This is a genomic window from Nocardia sp. NPDC058519, from assembly GCF_042719755.1.
Classification (GTDB): domain Bacteria; phylum Actinomycetota; class Actinomycetes; order Mycobacteriales; family Mycobacteriaceae; genus Nocardia.
Window position 1 is genome coordinate 227,454 of record NZ_JBHXNK010000002.1, and the last position, 13,215, is coordinate 240,668.

Consider the following 13,215-nt stretch of genomic DNA (forward strand, 5'->3'; position numbering starts at 1 on the left):
GGGCCGGGCACTCCGGTGTCCGGCTCCGCGCTCAGCTCAGCAGTCGCGGCCGGTGAGGCCGCGGTAGACGAAGCGGGTGATCGACTCGATCGCTTCCTCGTCGGCGAGGGGCACCGAACCGTCCTCGACCATGCGCAATATCCCGTCGACCGCGGCGAACATCATGGCCAGGCTGGCATCGACCGTTCCCGGCAGGCGTAGTCCACGTTCCGGGAAGTCCGCCACGTGGTCGGCGATGTCGGTGCGTTGTTCGGCGCCGAAGCCCGCGACGATCCGCGCGAAATCCGGGCTGACCTGGGCTGCCTGACCCATCGCACGCAGGACCGAGGCGTGTTCGCGGGCGAAGGTCCAGTAGCCGCGGACGTGGTATCGCACTGCCGCCGGATCGGTGAAGTCGCCGTTGTGCGCCGGATCGGCCGCTCGCTCGTCGCCCGCCACCGCCATATCGCGCAGAAGTGCTTGCAGCAGCTCCTCTTTGCTCGCGAAGTGGTTGTAGAACGTGCCGGCGGCGCGGCCGACCTCGCTCGGCGCGGCGTCGAGGTCCGGCTCGTCGACCGGGCCGATTCACCGTTCCAGGGGTCGCGCGGCGACGGCCTGCAACCGCGCACCCTGGAGGTGTTCGACGACCTCGGCGTCATCGACGCGGTACTGGCCGCCGGGCGCGAGCTCCCGGTGATGCGTGCCTACTTCGCGGGGATCTTCGCCGGCGAGCGCCGCATGGCCGAACCGGTCGAGCCGACACCGGATGTGCCGTATCCGAATGCCTGGGTGCTCGGCCAGTCCGACACCGAGGCCATCCTGCGGGCGCGGCTCGCCGAGCTCGGGGTGAGGGTCGAATTCGGCACGGCGCTGGTCGATGTGACCCAGGACGACACCGGCGTCACGGTGACACTGCACCGGGACGGCACACCGGAGACGGTGCGCGCGAGCTATCTGGTCGGTGCCGACGGTGGCGCGAGCGCGGTGCGCAAGCGCCTCGGGATCGCGTTCGACGGCAGCACCGACAACTCGATCAAGATGCTGCTCGGCGATGTCCGCGCCGATACCCTCGACCACGATTACGGCTATTGGTTCGCTGCTGCGGCCGACCAGCCGATGACCGGCTTCGCCCTGTCCCCACTACCGGGCGCGCGGCGCTTCCAGTTCGCCGCCCCGCTGGCCGACGACCGCTCCCCCGATCTGGCCACCCTGCAGGATCTCGCCGACCGCCACGGCCCCGAGGCAGGTCTGTTGCTGAGCGACCTGTCCTGGATCACGTTGTGGCGCCCCAATATTCGACTCGCGCGACGATTCCGCGACGGCCGGGTGTTCCTCGCAGGCGATGCCGCCCACGTCCACCCGCCGACCGGCGGACAGGGCTTGAACACCGGTGTCCAGGACGCCTACAACCTGGGCTGGAAACTGGCCGCTGCCCTGGGCGGCCACCCCGCACCGCTCGACACCTACGAACCCGAACGCCGCACGGTCGCGGCCGGAATCCTCGGCCTGAGCACCGAGCTCCTCGACAAGCTCGTCGACGGTGACGAGGACGCGATGCGCCGCGGCCCCGAAACCCGCCAACTCGGCATCACTTATCGCTCCCCCACCGACCACGGCCCGCTCGTGGCCGGTGACCGCGCACCCGACGCCCTGCTCCACGACGAAGCCGGCCGCCCACTCCGTCTGTTCGACCTCTTCCGCGGGCCCCACGCCACCCTGCTCCGTTTCGCCCCCGCGACCGGCGCACCCGACGCCGAGCTCTCAGCTCGCGCAGCCTCCGGGCGAGCGGGCTACGCGCATTCCGGCATCCGCACCGTCGACATTCGTCGCGTCGATACCCCCACCAACGGATCCGCCGACACCGACCGGCCCGCGTGCACGACACTCGTCGACACCGACGGCCACGCGTTCACCGCCTATGCCGCTGTGCCGGGCAATCACGTCCTGATCCGCCCGGACGGCCACCTCGCCCATCGCTGGTGAGTCTTCACCGACTGTCAGCCGCGGCGTAACGGATGTGGTCCGGAAACAACAGTGGCCGGGCATCGCTGCCCGGCCACTGTTCCGAGAATGTCTTACAGCCCGATGAGGCTGCCGATCGTGTCCCACCCGAGCACCGAGTCGACGGCCAGACCACAGAACACCACCGCCAGGTAGTTGTTCGACTGCAGGAACAGCTTCAGCGGCTTCACCGACTCGCCACGACGCACCCCGGCGTAGAGCTGGTGCGCCATCAGCAGGAACCAGGCACCGGCCACGAGCGCGACCGCCGCGTAGATGACACCCGTCGCGGGCACCAGCGCCATCGTGGCGAGCACCGTCAGCCAGGTGTAGATGACGATCTGCTTCGTCACCACCTGCTCGGTAGCGACCACCGGCAGCATCGGCACACCGGCCGCGCGGTAGTCCTCCTTGTAGCGCATGGCCAGCGCCCAGGTGTGCGGCGGCGTCCAGAAGAAGATCACCGCGAACAGCACCAGTGCGGGCCAGCCGATATCGCCGGTCACCGCGGACCAGCCGACCAGTGCGGGCATACACCCGGCCGCGCCGCCCCACACCACGTTCTGCGAGGTCCGGCGCTTGAGGCCCTTGGTGTAGACGAAAACGTAGAACAGGATCGTCGCGACGACCAGCGCGCCGCTGAGCAGGTTGGCCTGCCACCACAGCCAGGCGAAGGAGATCGCGCCGAGCACAACACCGAACACGAGCGCGTGTGAGGTGGGCACCGCATCGCGGGCGAGTGGCCGGCGTGCGGTCCGCTTCATCACCTTGTCGATGTCGGCGTCGGCGACACAGTTGAGGGTGTTGGCACTGGCCGCGCCCATCCAGCCACCGAACAGGGTGACCAGGATGAGCCGGATGTCGACGGTGCCGCGGTCGGCCAGCAACATCGTCGGAATGGTCGCGACGAGCAGCAGCTCGATGACGCGTGGCTTGGTGAGGGCGATGTAGGCAAGTGGCTTGCGCACTACCCGCGCGGCGAGGCTGTCGCCCGCGAGGCGGTCTCCCAGCGCAGTCGACGAAGTTCCGTGCGCACCGCTACTACCCGGCTCGTGACCGATCCGCACTGTTTCTCCTCGCACGCTGTGCTTCGCTTCGCATCCGGTAATGGAACGAGCAGCGCGCGGCTGCGGCGCGGCCACTACTACAGAGGATGGTAGACCCACTCACCTGCCGCTCCGCGCCAGACCCCCGCCACCGTGGGCGCGGTCACTACGCCCCGAGACCGTCTATCCCGGGCCCACGTGGCGGTGAACCCGCGCCGACGCGCAGGTGAACGCCCATCGCGACGTGGCCGGCGTGCGCCCCGGCGACGGTCGACACCGCACCCCGCCGGTACGCGGCGATCCGAACTAGACTCATCGCCAGGGTTCGCGCCAATCCGGTGTAGCGGCACCACTAGGGTATTCCTGTACATCGGTACGCACCCCGGCCGCGTGCGACCCGCAGGATCCTCATCGCCGCTGCCAAGCTATCGCCGTCGACGAAACCTAGGTCAGGAGAACCACGGTCGTGCCAGTCACAGACGACATTCGCGCCCTCACTCAGCGGAACTATCCCAGCGACTGGACGGACCTCGACACCTTGGCCGTCGACACCGCCCGGGTACTCGCTGCCGACGCCGTGCAGAAAGCGGGCAACGGGCACCCCGGCACCGCGATGAGCCTCGCGCCGGTCGCCTACACGCTGTTCCAGCGCACGATGCGCCACAACCCGGCGGAGCCGCGCTGGGTCGGCCGCGACCGGTTCGTGCTGTCCTGTGGGCATTCCAGCCTCACCCTCTACATCGAGCTCTACCTGGCCGGTTTCGGCCTGGAGCTGACCGATCTCGAGCACCTGCGCCAGTGGGACTCGCTCACCCCGGGCCACCCCGAATTCCGCCACACCGACGGCGTCGAGATCACCACCGGCCCGCTGGGCCAGGGTCTGGCCTCCGCGGTCGGCATGGCGATGGCCGCACGACGTGAGCGCGGCCTGTTCGATCCGGACGCCCCCGAGGGCACCAGCCCGTTCGACCACTTCATCTACACGATCGCCTCCGACGGCGACCTGCAGGAGGGCGTCACCGCCGAGGCCTCCTCGATCGCGGGCACCCAGCAGCTGGGCAACCTCGTGGTGATCTACGACGACAACGAGATCTCCATCGAGGACGACACCGACATCGCCTTCACCGAAGACGTGGCCAAGCGCTACGAGGCCTACGGCTGGCAGGTGCAGATCGTCGAGGGTGGCGAAGACGTGGTCGCCATCGAGAAGGCTCTGGAAGCGGCCAAAGCCGAGACGTCCAAGCCCTCGATCATCATCCTGCGCACCATCATCGGCTTCCCGGCTCCGAACAAGATGAACACCGGTGGCGCGCACGGCGCAGCGCTCGGCCCCGACGAGGTCGCCGCGGTGAAGAAGGCGCTCGGCTTCGATCCGGAGAAGTCCTTCGACGTCGACCCGGCCGTCATCGAGCACACCCGCAAGGCACTGGCCCGCGGCGCCGAAGCACAGGCGAAGTGGCAGCAGAGCTTCGACCAGTGGGCCGAGGCCAACGCGGCCAACAAGGCGCTGTTCGATCGCCTGCAGACCCGCTCACTGCCCAAGGGCTGGACCGAGGCGCTGCCGAGTTTCGAGGTCGATCCCAAGGGCATGGCCACCCGCAAGGCGTCGGGCAAGTTCCTCGCCGCGGTCGCCGACGAGCTGCCCGAGCTGTGGGGCGGTTCGGCCGACCTGGCCGAGTCCAACAACACCACGATGCCCGGCCAGGCGAGCTTCGGCCCCGAGTCGATCTCCACCGGCGCGTGGAAGGCCAACCCGTACGGGCGCACCCTGCACTTCGGTATCCGTGAGCACGCGATGGGCTCGATCCTCAACGGCATCGCCCTGCACGGCCCGACCCGCCCCTACGGCGGCACCTTCCTCGTGTTCAGCGACTACATGCGCCCGGCCGTCCGCCTGGCCGCGCTGATGCGGGTGCCCGCCATCTACGTGTGGACCCACGACTCCATCGGCCTCGGCGAGGACGGTCCGACCCACCAGCCGGTCGAGCACCTGGCCGCGCTGCGCGCGATCCCCGGCCTCAATGTGGTTCGCCCGGCCGACGCCAACGAGACCGTCCACGCCTGGCGCACCGTGCTCGAGCGTGACTCCGACGAGCACATCTCGCACTTCCCGGTGCACGAGTCGCCCAAGCAGGACGGCCCGTCCGCGCTGGCATTGACCCGCCAGGACGTCCCGACCCTGGAGGGCACCAGCTACGAGGGTGTCAAGAAGGGCGGCTACGTGCTGGCCGAGGCATCCACCGGCACCCCGGAAGTGATCCTCATCGGCACCGGCTCCGAGGTCCACCTCGCGGTGGCCGCGCGCACTACCCTGGAAGAGCAGGGCATCCCGACCCGGGTGGTCTCGATGCCGTGTGTGGAGTGGTTCGACGTGCAGGATCAGGGATACCGCGACGAGGTGCTGCCCCCGTCGGTGCGGGCCAGGGTCGCGGTCGAAGCCGGTATCGCGATGCCGTGGTACCGATTCGTCGGTGACGCGGGCGAAATCGTGTCCATCGATCACTTCGGCGCGTCGGCCGACTACAAGACTCTGTACCGCGAATTCGGTATCACCCCCGATGCCGTCGTCCGCGCGGCACTGCGTTCCACCGACAAGGTGAAGGGGTAAAACCATGGCACAGAACGAGAATCTCGCCGCGCTCTCGGCCGCGGGCGTCTCGGTGTGGCTCGACGATCTCTCGCGTGATCGCATCCAGTCCGGCAATCTCGCCGAACTGATCGCGACCCGCAGCGTCGTCGGTGTCACCACCAACCCGAGCATCTTCCAGGCCGCGCTGAGTGTGGGCCACGCCTACGAAGCGCAGCTGAAAGACCTTGCGTCCCAAGGCGCCGACGCCGACGCGGCGATCCGCACGATGACCACCGACGACGTGCGCGCCGCCTGCGACGTGCTCGCGCCGGTGTTCGAGGCGACCGGTGGCGTGGACGGGCGGGTGTCGATCGAGGTCGACCCGCGGTTCGCCTTCGACGCCGACAAGACCGTCGCCCAGGCGATCGAGCTGTGGAAGATCGTCGACCGCAAGAACCTGTTCATCAAGATCCCGGCCACCGAGGCGGGCCTGCCCGCGATCACCTCGGTGATCGGCGAGGGCATCAGCGTGAACGTGACGCTGATCTTCTCCGTGCCGCGCTACCGCGCGGTGATGGGCGCCTACCTCGACGGTCTGCGCAACGCCAAGATCGTCGGCCACGACCTGGCCAAGATCCACTCGGTCGCGTCGTTCTTCGTCTCCCGCGTGGATACCGAGATCGACAAGCGCCTCGAGGCGATCGGCACCCCGGAAGCTCTTGCCCTGCGTGGCAAGGCCGGTGTGGCCAACGCTCGCCTGGCCTACGCCGAGTACCAGGACGTGTTCGACGGTGGCGCGCACACCTCCACCTACAACCACCTGGCCTCGCAGGGTGGCAACCGGCAGCGGCCGCTGTGGGCGTCGACCGGGGTGAAGAACCCGGACTACCCCGACACCCTCTACGTCACCGAACTCGTCGGCCCGAACACGGTCAACACCCTGCCGGAGAAGACGCTGCAGGCGTTCGCCGATCACGGTGAGGTACTGGGCGACACGCTCAGCGGCCGCGGTGCCGAGGGCGCCCAGGTCTTCGCCGATCTGGCGGCGGCCGGTATCGATCTCGACGATGTGTTCGCGCTGCTCGAGCGCGAAGGCGTCGACAAGTTCGAGAGCGCGTGGGAAGAACTGATCGAGGCCACCACCGGCGCGCTCGGCGTCGCGGCGGAGGGCAACTGACACGATGGCCGGCACAGCATCGACGGATCAGGCGGCGGGGCTGTGGCACAACCCGCTGCGCGACGAACGCGACAAACGTGTTCCCTTCATCGCGGGCCCGTGCTGCCTGGTGATCTTCGGTGTCACCGGAGATCTGTCCCGCAAGAAGCTGATGCCGGCCATCTATGACCTGGCGAACCAGGGGCTGTTGCCCCCTGGTTTCGCCCTGGTCGGCTTCGCCCGGCGCAACTACGCCGACGAAGACTTCGCCGCGGTGGTACTCGAGGCCGTGAAGAAGCACGCGCGCACCCCTTTCCGCCAGGAGGTCTGGGACCACCTGGCCGAGGGGCTGCGGTTCGTGCAGGGCAGTTTCGACGACGACGCGGCGTTCGCGACGCTCGCCGATACCTTGGCCGACCTCGACGAAACCCGGGGAACCGGCGGCAATTACGCCTTCTACCTGTCGATTCCGCCGAATATGTTCCCGGTGGTGCTCGATCAGCTCTCCGAACACGACCTGGCCCAGGCCAAAGCAGAGCCCGACGGGTACACCCCGTGGCGGCGCGTGGTGATCGAGAAGCCGTTCGGCCACGACCTGACCAGCGCCAAGGAGCTCAATGCCCTGGTCAACCGGGTCTTCCCGGAGGAGCAGGTCTTTCGCATCGACCACTACCTCGGCAAGGAAACGGTCCAGAACATTCTGGCGCTGCGCTTCGCCAACGAGTTGTTCGAGCCGATCTGGAACGCCAACTATGTCGACAGCGTGCAGATCACCATGGCCGAGGACATCGGCTTGGGTGGTCGCGCGGGCTATTACGACGGGATCGGCGCCGCGCGTGACGTCATCCAGAACCATCTGTTGCAGCTGCTCGCGCTGACCGCGATGGAGGAGCCGACCTCCTTCGAGCCGATGCAGCTCACCACCGAGAAGATCAAGGCCCTCTCGGCCACCAAACTCGTTGCGCCGCTGGATGAGACGACCGCGCGCGGGCAATACACCGAGGGCTGGCAGGGCAGCGAGCACGTGGTCGGCCTGCACCAGGAAGAGGGCTTCGATCCGCAGTCGCGGACCGAGACCTACGCCGCGCTCACCCTGCATGTGGAGAACCGCCGCTGGGCGGGGGTGCCGTTCTATCTGCGCACCGGAAAGCGCTTGGGTCGCAGGGTGACCGAGATCGCGGTGGTGTTCAAGCGCGCGCCGCACCTGCCCTTCGATCAGACCATGACCGAGGAACTCGGCCAGAACGCGCTGGTCATCCGGGTGCAGCCGGACGAGGGCATCACCTTGCGCTTCGGGTCCAAAGTCCCCGGCTCCGGCATGGAAGTACGCGACGTGAACATGGACTTCAGCTACGGCGAGGCGTTCACCGAGTCCTCCCCCGAGGCCTACGAACGGCTGATCCTCGACGTGCTGCTCGGCGTGCCGTCGCTGTTCCCGGTCAACGCGGAGGTCGAATTGTCCTGGCGCATCCTCGATCCGGTGCTCGCGCACTGGGCCGCGGGCGGCAAACCCGAACCCTACGAGGCCGGTACCTGGGGTCCCACCTCGGCCGATGAGATGCTCGCGCGCAGCGGGCGGGAATGGCGGCGTCCGTGATCGTCGACATGCCCGATACCAACACTGTCGATGTCGGTAAGCGGATGGTGCTGTTGCGCGAGACCAACGGCGTGATCACCCAGGGCCGGGTGCTCACGCTGGTGGTGTGCACCCTGGACTCCTCGGAGGCCGAGGACGCGATCGACGCCGCCAACGACGCCAGCCGCGAACATCCCTGCCGGGTCATCGTGCTGGCGCGTGGTGACCGCGACGCCGAGACCCGCCTCGACGCCCAGATCCGCGTCGGTGGTGACGCCGGTGCGGCCGAAGTGATCGTGCTGCGCCTGCAGGGTGCGCTGGTGAACCACGAGAGCAGCGTCGTGACCCCGTTCCTGCTGCCCGACACCCCGGTGGTGGCGTGGTGGCCGCGTGGCGCGCCGGAGTACCCGTCGATGGACTCGGTGGGCAAGCTGGCCAAGCGCCGTATCACCGACGCCACCTACGCCCCCGATCCGCAGGCCGCGATCAAGAAGCGCCGCTTCTCCTATGCGACCGGTGACACCGATCTGGCGTGGAGCCGCATCACCTACTGGCGGGCCCTGCTGGCCGCGGCGCTGGACGAGCCGCCGTTCGAACCGGTCACCTCGGTGACCGTGTCGGGCCTGGCCTCCGAACCCGCACTCGACACCCTGGCCGGTTGGCTGGCCTCACGTCTGCACTGCCCGGTGATCCGCAAGACCGGGGAGCTGAAGGTGGAAATCCAGCGTGCCACCGATTCGATCGCCATCGAACGACCGCAACTAGGAAGGACGGCAACGTTGACCCGCACCGGCGAACCCGACCAGCGGATCGCGCTGGCACGCCGGGAAACTCGCGATTGCCTCGCCGAAGAACTGCGCCGGCTCGACGCCGACGAGATCTACGCCGAGGCGCTCGCCGGAATCGAGAAGGTGACCTATGAGTGACCATATCGACGTGCACGACGACCTCGGTGCCGAATTCCCCGCGAATACGATCGAGATCCACGACGATGCCGAACTGCTCGCCGACGCGGCCGCCGAACGCTTCGTCGACGTGATCGTCGCCGCCCAGGCCCAACGCGGCAATGCCTCGGTCTCCCTCACCGGCGGCAGCGACGGCATCCGCCTGCTCGAGCGAGTTCGCCAGTCCCCCGGCGACATCGACTGGTCCACCCTCTACGTCTACTGGGGCGACGAGCGTTTCGTTCCCTCCGGCGACAAGGACCGCAACGAACTCCAGGCCCGCGAGGCGCTGCTGGACTTCGTCCCGTTGAACCCCGCCCATGTCTTCCCGATAGGCCCCTCCGACGGCCCCTACAGCACCCCGGAGGAAGCCGCGGCCGCCTACGCCCAGCTCGTGCACACCGAACTCGACGAACGCGGCGAGTTCGACCTCACGGTCCTCGGCATGGGCCCCGAAGGCCACATCGACTCCCTTTTCCCGCACTCCCCCGCGGTGCAGGAGACAACCGATTACGTTGTCGCCGTCCATAATTGCCCGAAACCCCCGCCGACCAGGGTCACGATGACCCTGCCCGCGATCCACCGCTCCCGCCACGTGATGCTCGTGGTCAGCGGCGAAGCCAAGGCCGCCGCGGTAGCCGCCGCGGTAGGCGGCGCCTCCCCTGACGACATCCCGTCGGCCGGCGCGGTCGGCATCGAGTCGACCACCTGGGTGATCGATGAGGCCGCGGCGACGGGTCTCCTGCTCGACGAGGAATAACAGCGATATCCGACGAAGCCGGGCACCGATTACCGATGCCCGGCTTCGTCGTATCGGTCAGCCCTTCGGGAACGGCTGATTCTTGTACTCGCCGGCGGTATACAGACTCACGCCGACCAGGCAACGGTCGCGCTCACGAATGGCGAAATTCAGCGCGCCCCAAGGCTGCTGCGACGTCCACAGATACCGTTCCTCGAGAGAATGGCCGGTCGGCGCCGCCGTCATCGCGACATCACCGTAGTGAGATTTCAACTCGTCCAGCCCCACACACGGCTCGGAGCCGATCGCGAAGCTGGAGAAGACCCAGTCACCGTTGTCCCGGCTGAAATTGGTCACATTCTCGATGTGAAGGCTGTCCCCGACAGTCGTGGGACCCGAGTCCTGCCGCCCGGTCCCCTCGAAGTGAGTGCTGAACAGCGCGTTGAGTTTATCGTTGGTCAATGGCGCTTGTGCCGAGACAGCACTGATCAGCTGCCAAAGATCAGTCGGTTGATCGGTCATAGTTGTCCCCTCCCGGGCGGTGTCCACAACTTCGTTGCCACTAGGTGCGCAGGCGGTCGCCAGTAGAAGAAGCGACATTGCCGCAATCACCCACCGCGCAGTCGTCAGCCCCGCCTCGAGGCGCCCGCCCATCACTTGCACTGCTGCGTGTAGTATTCGCGATACGTCATATTCGGCGCGGTCGATGGATGAAGATTGTCTCCATAAGATTGACCAATTTGGTGAATTGCCTTCTGATATGCCGCTGGCGTCCATCCAGCACTGGTGTAGTCCTTCAAGGATTGATCCCACGTCGGACCGACAACATCGTTGTATCCAGCAACCCCGATATCAGATCCTCCGTTGGAGAGGATCTCACGCTGCACCACCATGTTGTTCAGGGTCGCAGCGCCTTCGTTCGTCAGCCGTGCGTTGACACAATCTTCCACGGTTGCGCCACTGAGGCTACCGGTGTAACCAGCGTGTCCGGCCTCATGCGCAAGTGTTTGAACGAGCGCTTGCGGGTTGTTCTTCAGATTGCCGTCCAGGACAATCGACTTGTTATCACCATTGTATTGGGTGTAACTACCAGCTCCGGGCTCACCGAACGATACCGCCACACCTTCTTTCGCGAGCCAGTCGAGTTGCGATTTCAGCGTCGGCGACTTGCTGATCAGCTCGGCAGCTTCTGCCCCATACTTCTCCTGCGATTCCGACGACGGACTCGGAGCGACCTCGGTGAGGATGGCCGGATCCCCGTCCGGAAGACCGGAGAACGCCTTCTCGATCGCCGCCTCGACAGATGAGGCTGACGTGCGCGCGTTCTCGAGCGCCTGCCGCACCGCGGTAGTCGACGCGTCCGCGCCGACCTGCAATGCGCCCGCCGCCGTCGTATACGACGACGCGTCCGGCAACTGGGACAGCAATGTTCGATGGGTACTCGTCGAAATCTTGACGGTGCCGTCGTCACCGACTTCGTACCCGTTGGACTCCGCCGACTTCACCGCGTTCACCACGGCGGTCTTCGCCGAGTCCAACCTGCTCGCGCCCGACTGCGCCGCCGTGGCTCCGTCCTCCAACGCGGCGATGAACGTCTTTGCGGTGGTGCGCATCTGTTCGTGCTCGGTGCGCATCGCTTCTGCCGCGCTACCAGTCCAGTAGTCCCGACTGCCATCCACCGCGCGATACTGCGTGTCATCGAAGACCGTCAACTTCTGCGCCTGGGAGGCCCACGCATCACCTCGCGCGGTCAACGTCGCAGGCTCCCACGCCAATACCTGCGCGGGAGTCAGGGACGTGACCCCCGCCATGGCGGCTTCCTGCTCGCTCTTACCGACGGTGCTCATGCCAAGGCCGCCTGTTGAGCAGCGATAACACCCGCGTTCTGCGTATCCTTCGCCTGAAACTCGGTGACCGCGATCGATGTCGCCTTCGACAAGGCGTCATAGTCGGCGATCAGCGTTCTCGCCGCCTTACTGACCTTCATGATCGCCGCCGTCGCCGCGTCCGGGACTTTCGTCCCGTCCAGCGTCACCCCGGCATCACCGGTCTCCCCGGTGAACACCGTCGTCATCTCGGACTCGGCCTTGCCGAGCGTCGTCGCGAGCTCTTGTGTTCGTGTCGGATCGAGATCCAAATCCGAAGCGCCAGCCATGATTCCCCATTTCCCCATAGTTCCCTTCGGCCGTCACGGTAGCGGTGACAACTTGCCCGTGCAAGAACAACGAACCGAGCGCATCGACGCACTCGCCTCCAGCGGATACTCTCGCCGAGAAGATTGTGTGGCCCAGCGGCGGCCGGTCAGGCAGAGAGTTCAGTTCATGGGGGACATCGACCCGGTCTCGGGTCATATCGAACGGTTACAACGGGCGCTCACCGATGCGCGAGGGCAGGCTGCCAGTCCTGATGGAGCCGTTCGTGTCGTAGCCGGCGCGAACGGCACGATTCACAGCATCGAACTGGGCGATGGTGGTGCCGAACTCAGTGCGGTCGTGGTGGTTTCGCTGATCGTCGAGCTGCATCGCGAAGCCGTTGCCGATGCCGCCACTGCCATGCGTGAAGCCGTCGCCGCGCTGAGCAACGATCCGCGGCTGCAGGAGGATCGACAAGAAGTAGTCGACAAACTCGCTCGGCCGGTCACCGGCGCCGAAGTAGTCGCGGCGCAACAGCAACGATCCCCCGACGATCCGCCGCCGCCCGGGCACGGTGATGGACGTCCGGACCCACCGCGCAAGCCACCATCGACTGATCGGCAGATCCGGTCGACGCCACGCGATGCACCGAAATCTGCGAGCCCGAAGCCGGTTTCGCACCGTCATCGACAGACTGCCGCTCCCCCGAAACTCTCGGAGTTCGATCCGGTCACCTTCGCACCACTGCCGAGAACAAGCCGCCCCATGCCGACGGATCAACGTTGGACCGACCCTGATCCGGGCACCACGACTACCGATACAACCCCAGAAAAGCCGATCTCCCACGGTTCTCGCGATATCCGGGAGTCCGCCAGTGCCGATGCCGAACCGGTGAGCGGGCCATCGAGCATCGAACCGACTCCGGCGGGGACCGAATTCGTCGCTGCCGATCTGTTCGCGACGTGGGGCGAGCCCGGTGACGGCACTGGAATCGCGCCTGGCAGTTGGCTGCCCGACGACAATCTGATCCTGTCCGATGACTGGTGGGATTGGCCGTCATAAGCGGCTGGACC

The 13,215-nt window shown here is 66.9% G+C and carries 12 protein-coding genes and 1 pseudogene; 8 read left to right on the forward strand and 5 right to left on the reverse strand.

Annotated features, from left to right (window positions below):
* Positions 1-36: 36 nt before the first annotated feature.
* Positions 37-444, reverse strand: coding sequence for a hypothetical protein (locus ACFWPK_RS03460; protein WP_378912953.1), 408 nt, complete (start codon positions 442-444; stop codon positions 37-39).
* Positions 445-486: 42 nt separating this feature from the next.
* On the opposite strand from ACFWPK_RS03460, the gene ACFWPK_RS03465 reads away from it, so the two are divergent.
* Entirely contained in the window at positions 487-1,962 is a 1,476-nt protein-coding gene (locus tag ACFWPK_RS03465; protein ID WP_378912954.1) for an FAD-dependent monooxygenase, read from the forward strand.
* A 92-nt stretch (positions 1,963-2,054) separates the two neighbouring features.
* Here ACFWPK_RS03465 and ACFWPK_RS03470 read toward each other — a convergent pair whose 3' ends face one another.
* Positions 2,055-2,990 carry a heme o synthase gene (locus ACFWPK_RS03470; protein ID WP_378913150.1) on the reverse strand — a complete coding sequence of 312 codons (936 nt, stop codon included), beginning with the start codon at positions 2,988-2,990 and terminating at the stop codon, positions 2,055-2,057.
* 502 nt (positions 2,991-3,492) lie between these two features.
* Between ACFWPK_RS03470 and tkt the strand changes: the two genes are divergently transcribed.
* Genes tkt through pgl form a run of 5 tightly spaced genes read left to right on the forward strand, consistent with a single transcriptional unit; the run spans position 3,493 to position 10,031 of the window.
* Complete coding sequence (tkt, locus tag ACFWPK_RS03475) at positions 3,493-5,634, forward strand: transketolase (protein ID WP_378912955.1); 2,142 nt, start codon at positions 3,493-3,495, stop codon at positions 5,632-5,634.
* A gap of 4 nt (positions 5,635-5,638) precedes the next feature.
* Positions 5,639-6,772, forward strand: a complete 1,134-nt coding sequence (tal, locus tag ACFWPK_RS03480; protein ID WP_378912956.1) for a transaldolase — start codon at positions 5,639-5,641, stop codon at positions 6,770-6,772.
* A 4-nt stretch (positions 6,773-6,776) separates the two neighbouring features.
* Positions 6,777-8,348 carry a glucose-6-phosphate dehydrogenase gene (zwf, locus tag ACFWPK_RS03485; protein WP_378912957.1) on the forward strand — a complete coding sequence of 524 codons (1,572 nt, stop codon included), beginning with the start codon at positions 6,777-6,779 and terminating at the stop codon, positions 8,346-8,348.
* Positions 8,345-9,253 (forward strand): glucose-6-phosphate dehydrogenase assembly protein OpcA, encoded by a 909-nt coding sequence (gene opcA / locus ACFWPK_RS03490; protein ID WP_378913151.1) that lies wholly within the window; start codon positions 8,345-8,347, stop codon positions 9,251-9,253. The genes zwf and opcA overlap by 4 nt, the downstream gene beginning before the upstream one ends.
* Positions 9,246-10,031: a 6-phosphogluconolactonase gene (gene pgl / locus ACFWPK_RS03495; RefSeq protein ID WP_378912958.1), complete on the forward strand. Its 786-nt coding sequence runs from the start codon at positions 9,246-9,248 to the stop codon at positions 10,029-10,031. The genes opcA and pgl overlap by 8 nt, the downstream gene beginning before the upstream one ends.
* Positions 10,032-10,088: 57 nt before the next feature.
* Here pgl and ACFWPK_RS03500 read toward each other — a convergent pair whose 3' ends face one another.
* The 3 genes from ACFWPK_RS03500 to ACFWPK_RS03510 form a co-directional block, all read right to left on the reverse strand.
* Positions 10,089-10,532 carry a hypothetical protein gene (locus ACFWPK_RS03500; protein ID WP_378912959.1) on the reverse strand — a complete coding sequence of 148 codons (444 nt, stop codon included), beginning with the start codon at positions 10,530-10,532 and terminating at the stop codon, positions 10,089-10,091.
* A 131-nt stretch (positions 10,533-10,663) separates the two neighbouring features.
* A complete protein-coding gene (locus ACFWPK_RS03505; RefSeq protein ID WP_378912960.1) occupies positions 10,664-11,857 on the reverse strand; it encodes a WXG100 family type VII secretion target in 1,194 nt (397 codons plus the stop codon).
* Positions 11,854-12,165, reverse strand: coding sequence for a hypothetical protein (locus tag ACFWPK_RS03510; protein ID WP_378912961.1), 312 nt, complete (start codon positions 12,163-12,165; stop codon positions 11,854-11,856). Before ACFWPK_RS03510 ends, ACFWPK_RS03505 begins: the two co-directional genes overlap by 4 nt.
* A 166-nt stretch (positions 12,166-12,331) precedes the next feature.
* Between ACFWPK_RS03510 and ACFWPK_RS03515 the strand changes: the two are divergent.
* Both ACFWPK_RS03515 and ACFWPK_RS03520 read left to right on the forward strand, forming a co-directional pair.
* Positions 12,332-12,529, forward strand: a pseudogene (locus ACFWPK_RS03515) (YbaB/EbfC family nucleoid-associated protein); the annotation flags it as partial.
* A 378-nt stretch (positions 12,530-12,907) separates the two neighbouring features.
* Positions 12,908-13,204: a hypothetical protein gene (locus tag ACFWPK_RS03520; RefSeq protein WP_378913159.1), complete on the forward strand. Its 297-nt coding sequence runs from the start codon at positions 12,908-12,910 to the stop codon at positions 13,202-13,204.
* Positions 13,205-13,215 lie beyond the last annotated feature (11 nt).

What these genes read in the sequence shown, in the direction of transcription:
- ACFWPK_RS03510 (WP_378912961.1), bottom strand. Translation starts at nt 12,165, where the DNA reads ATGGCTGGCGCTTCGGATTTGGATCTCGATCCGACACGAACACAAGAG.
- pgl (WP_378912958.1), top strand. Translation starts at nt 9,246, where the DNA reads ATGAGTGACCATATCGACGTGCACGACGACCTCGGTGCCGAATTCCCC.
- ACFWPK_RS03460 (WP_378912953.1), bottom strand. Translation starts at nt 444, where the DNA reads ATGGCGGTGGCGGGCGACGAGCGAGCGGCCGATCCGGCGCACAACGGC.
- ACFWPK_RS03505 (WP_378912960.1), bottom strand. Translation starts at nt 11,857, where the DNA reads ATGAGCACCGTCGGTAAGAGCGAGCAGGAAGCCGCCATGGCGGGGGTC.
- ACFWPK_RS03520 (WP_378913159.1), top strand. Translation starts at nt 12,908, where the DNA reads ATGCCGACGGATCAACGTTGGACCGACCCTGATCCGGGCACCACGACT.
- tal (WP_378912956.1), top strand. Translation starts at nt 5,639, where the DNA reads ATGGCACAGAACGAGAATCTCGCCGCGCTCTCGGCCGCGGGCGTCTCG.
- zwf (WP_378912957.1), top strand. Translation starts at nt 6,777, where the DNA reads ATGGCCGGCACAGCATCGACGGATCAGGCGGCGGGGCTGTGGCACAAC.
- ACFWPK_RS03500 (WP_378912959.1), bottom strand. Translation starts at nt 10,532, where the DNA reads ATGACCGATCAACCGACTGATCTTTGGCAGCTGATCAGTGCTGTCTCG.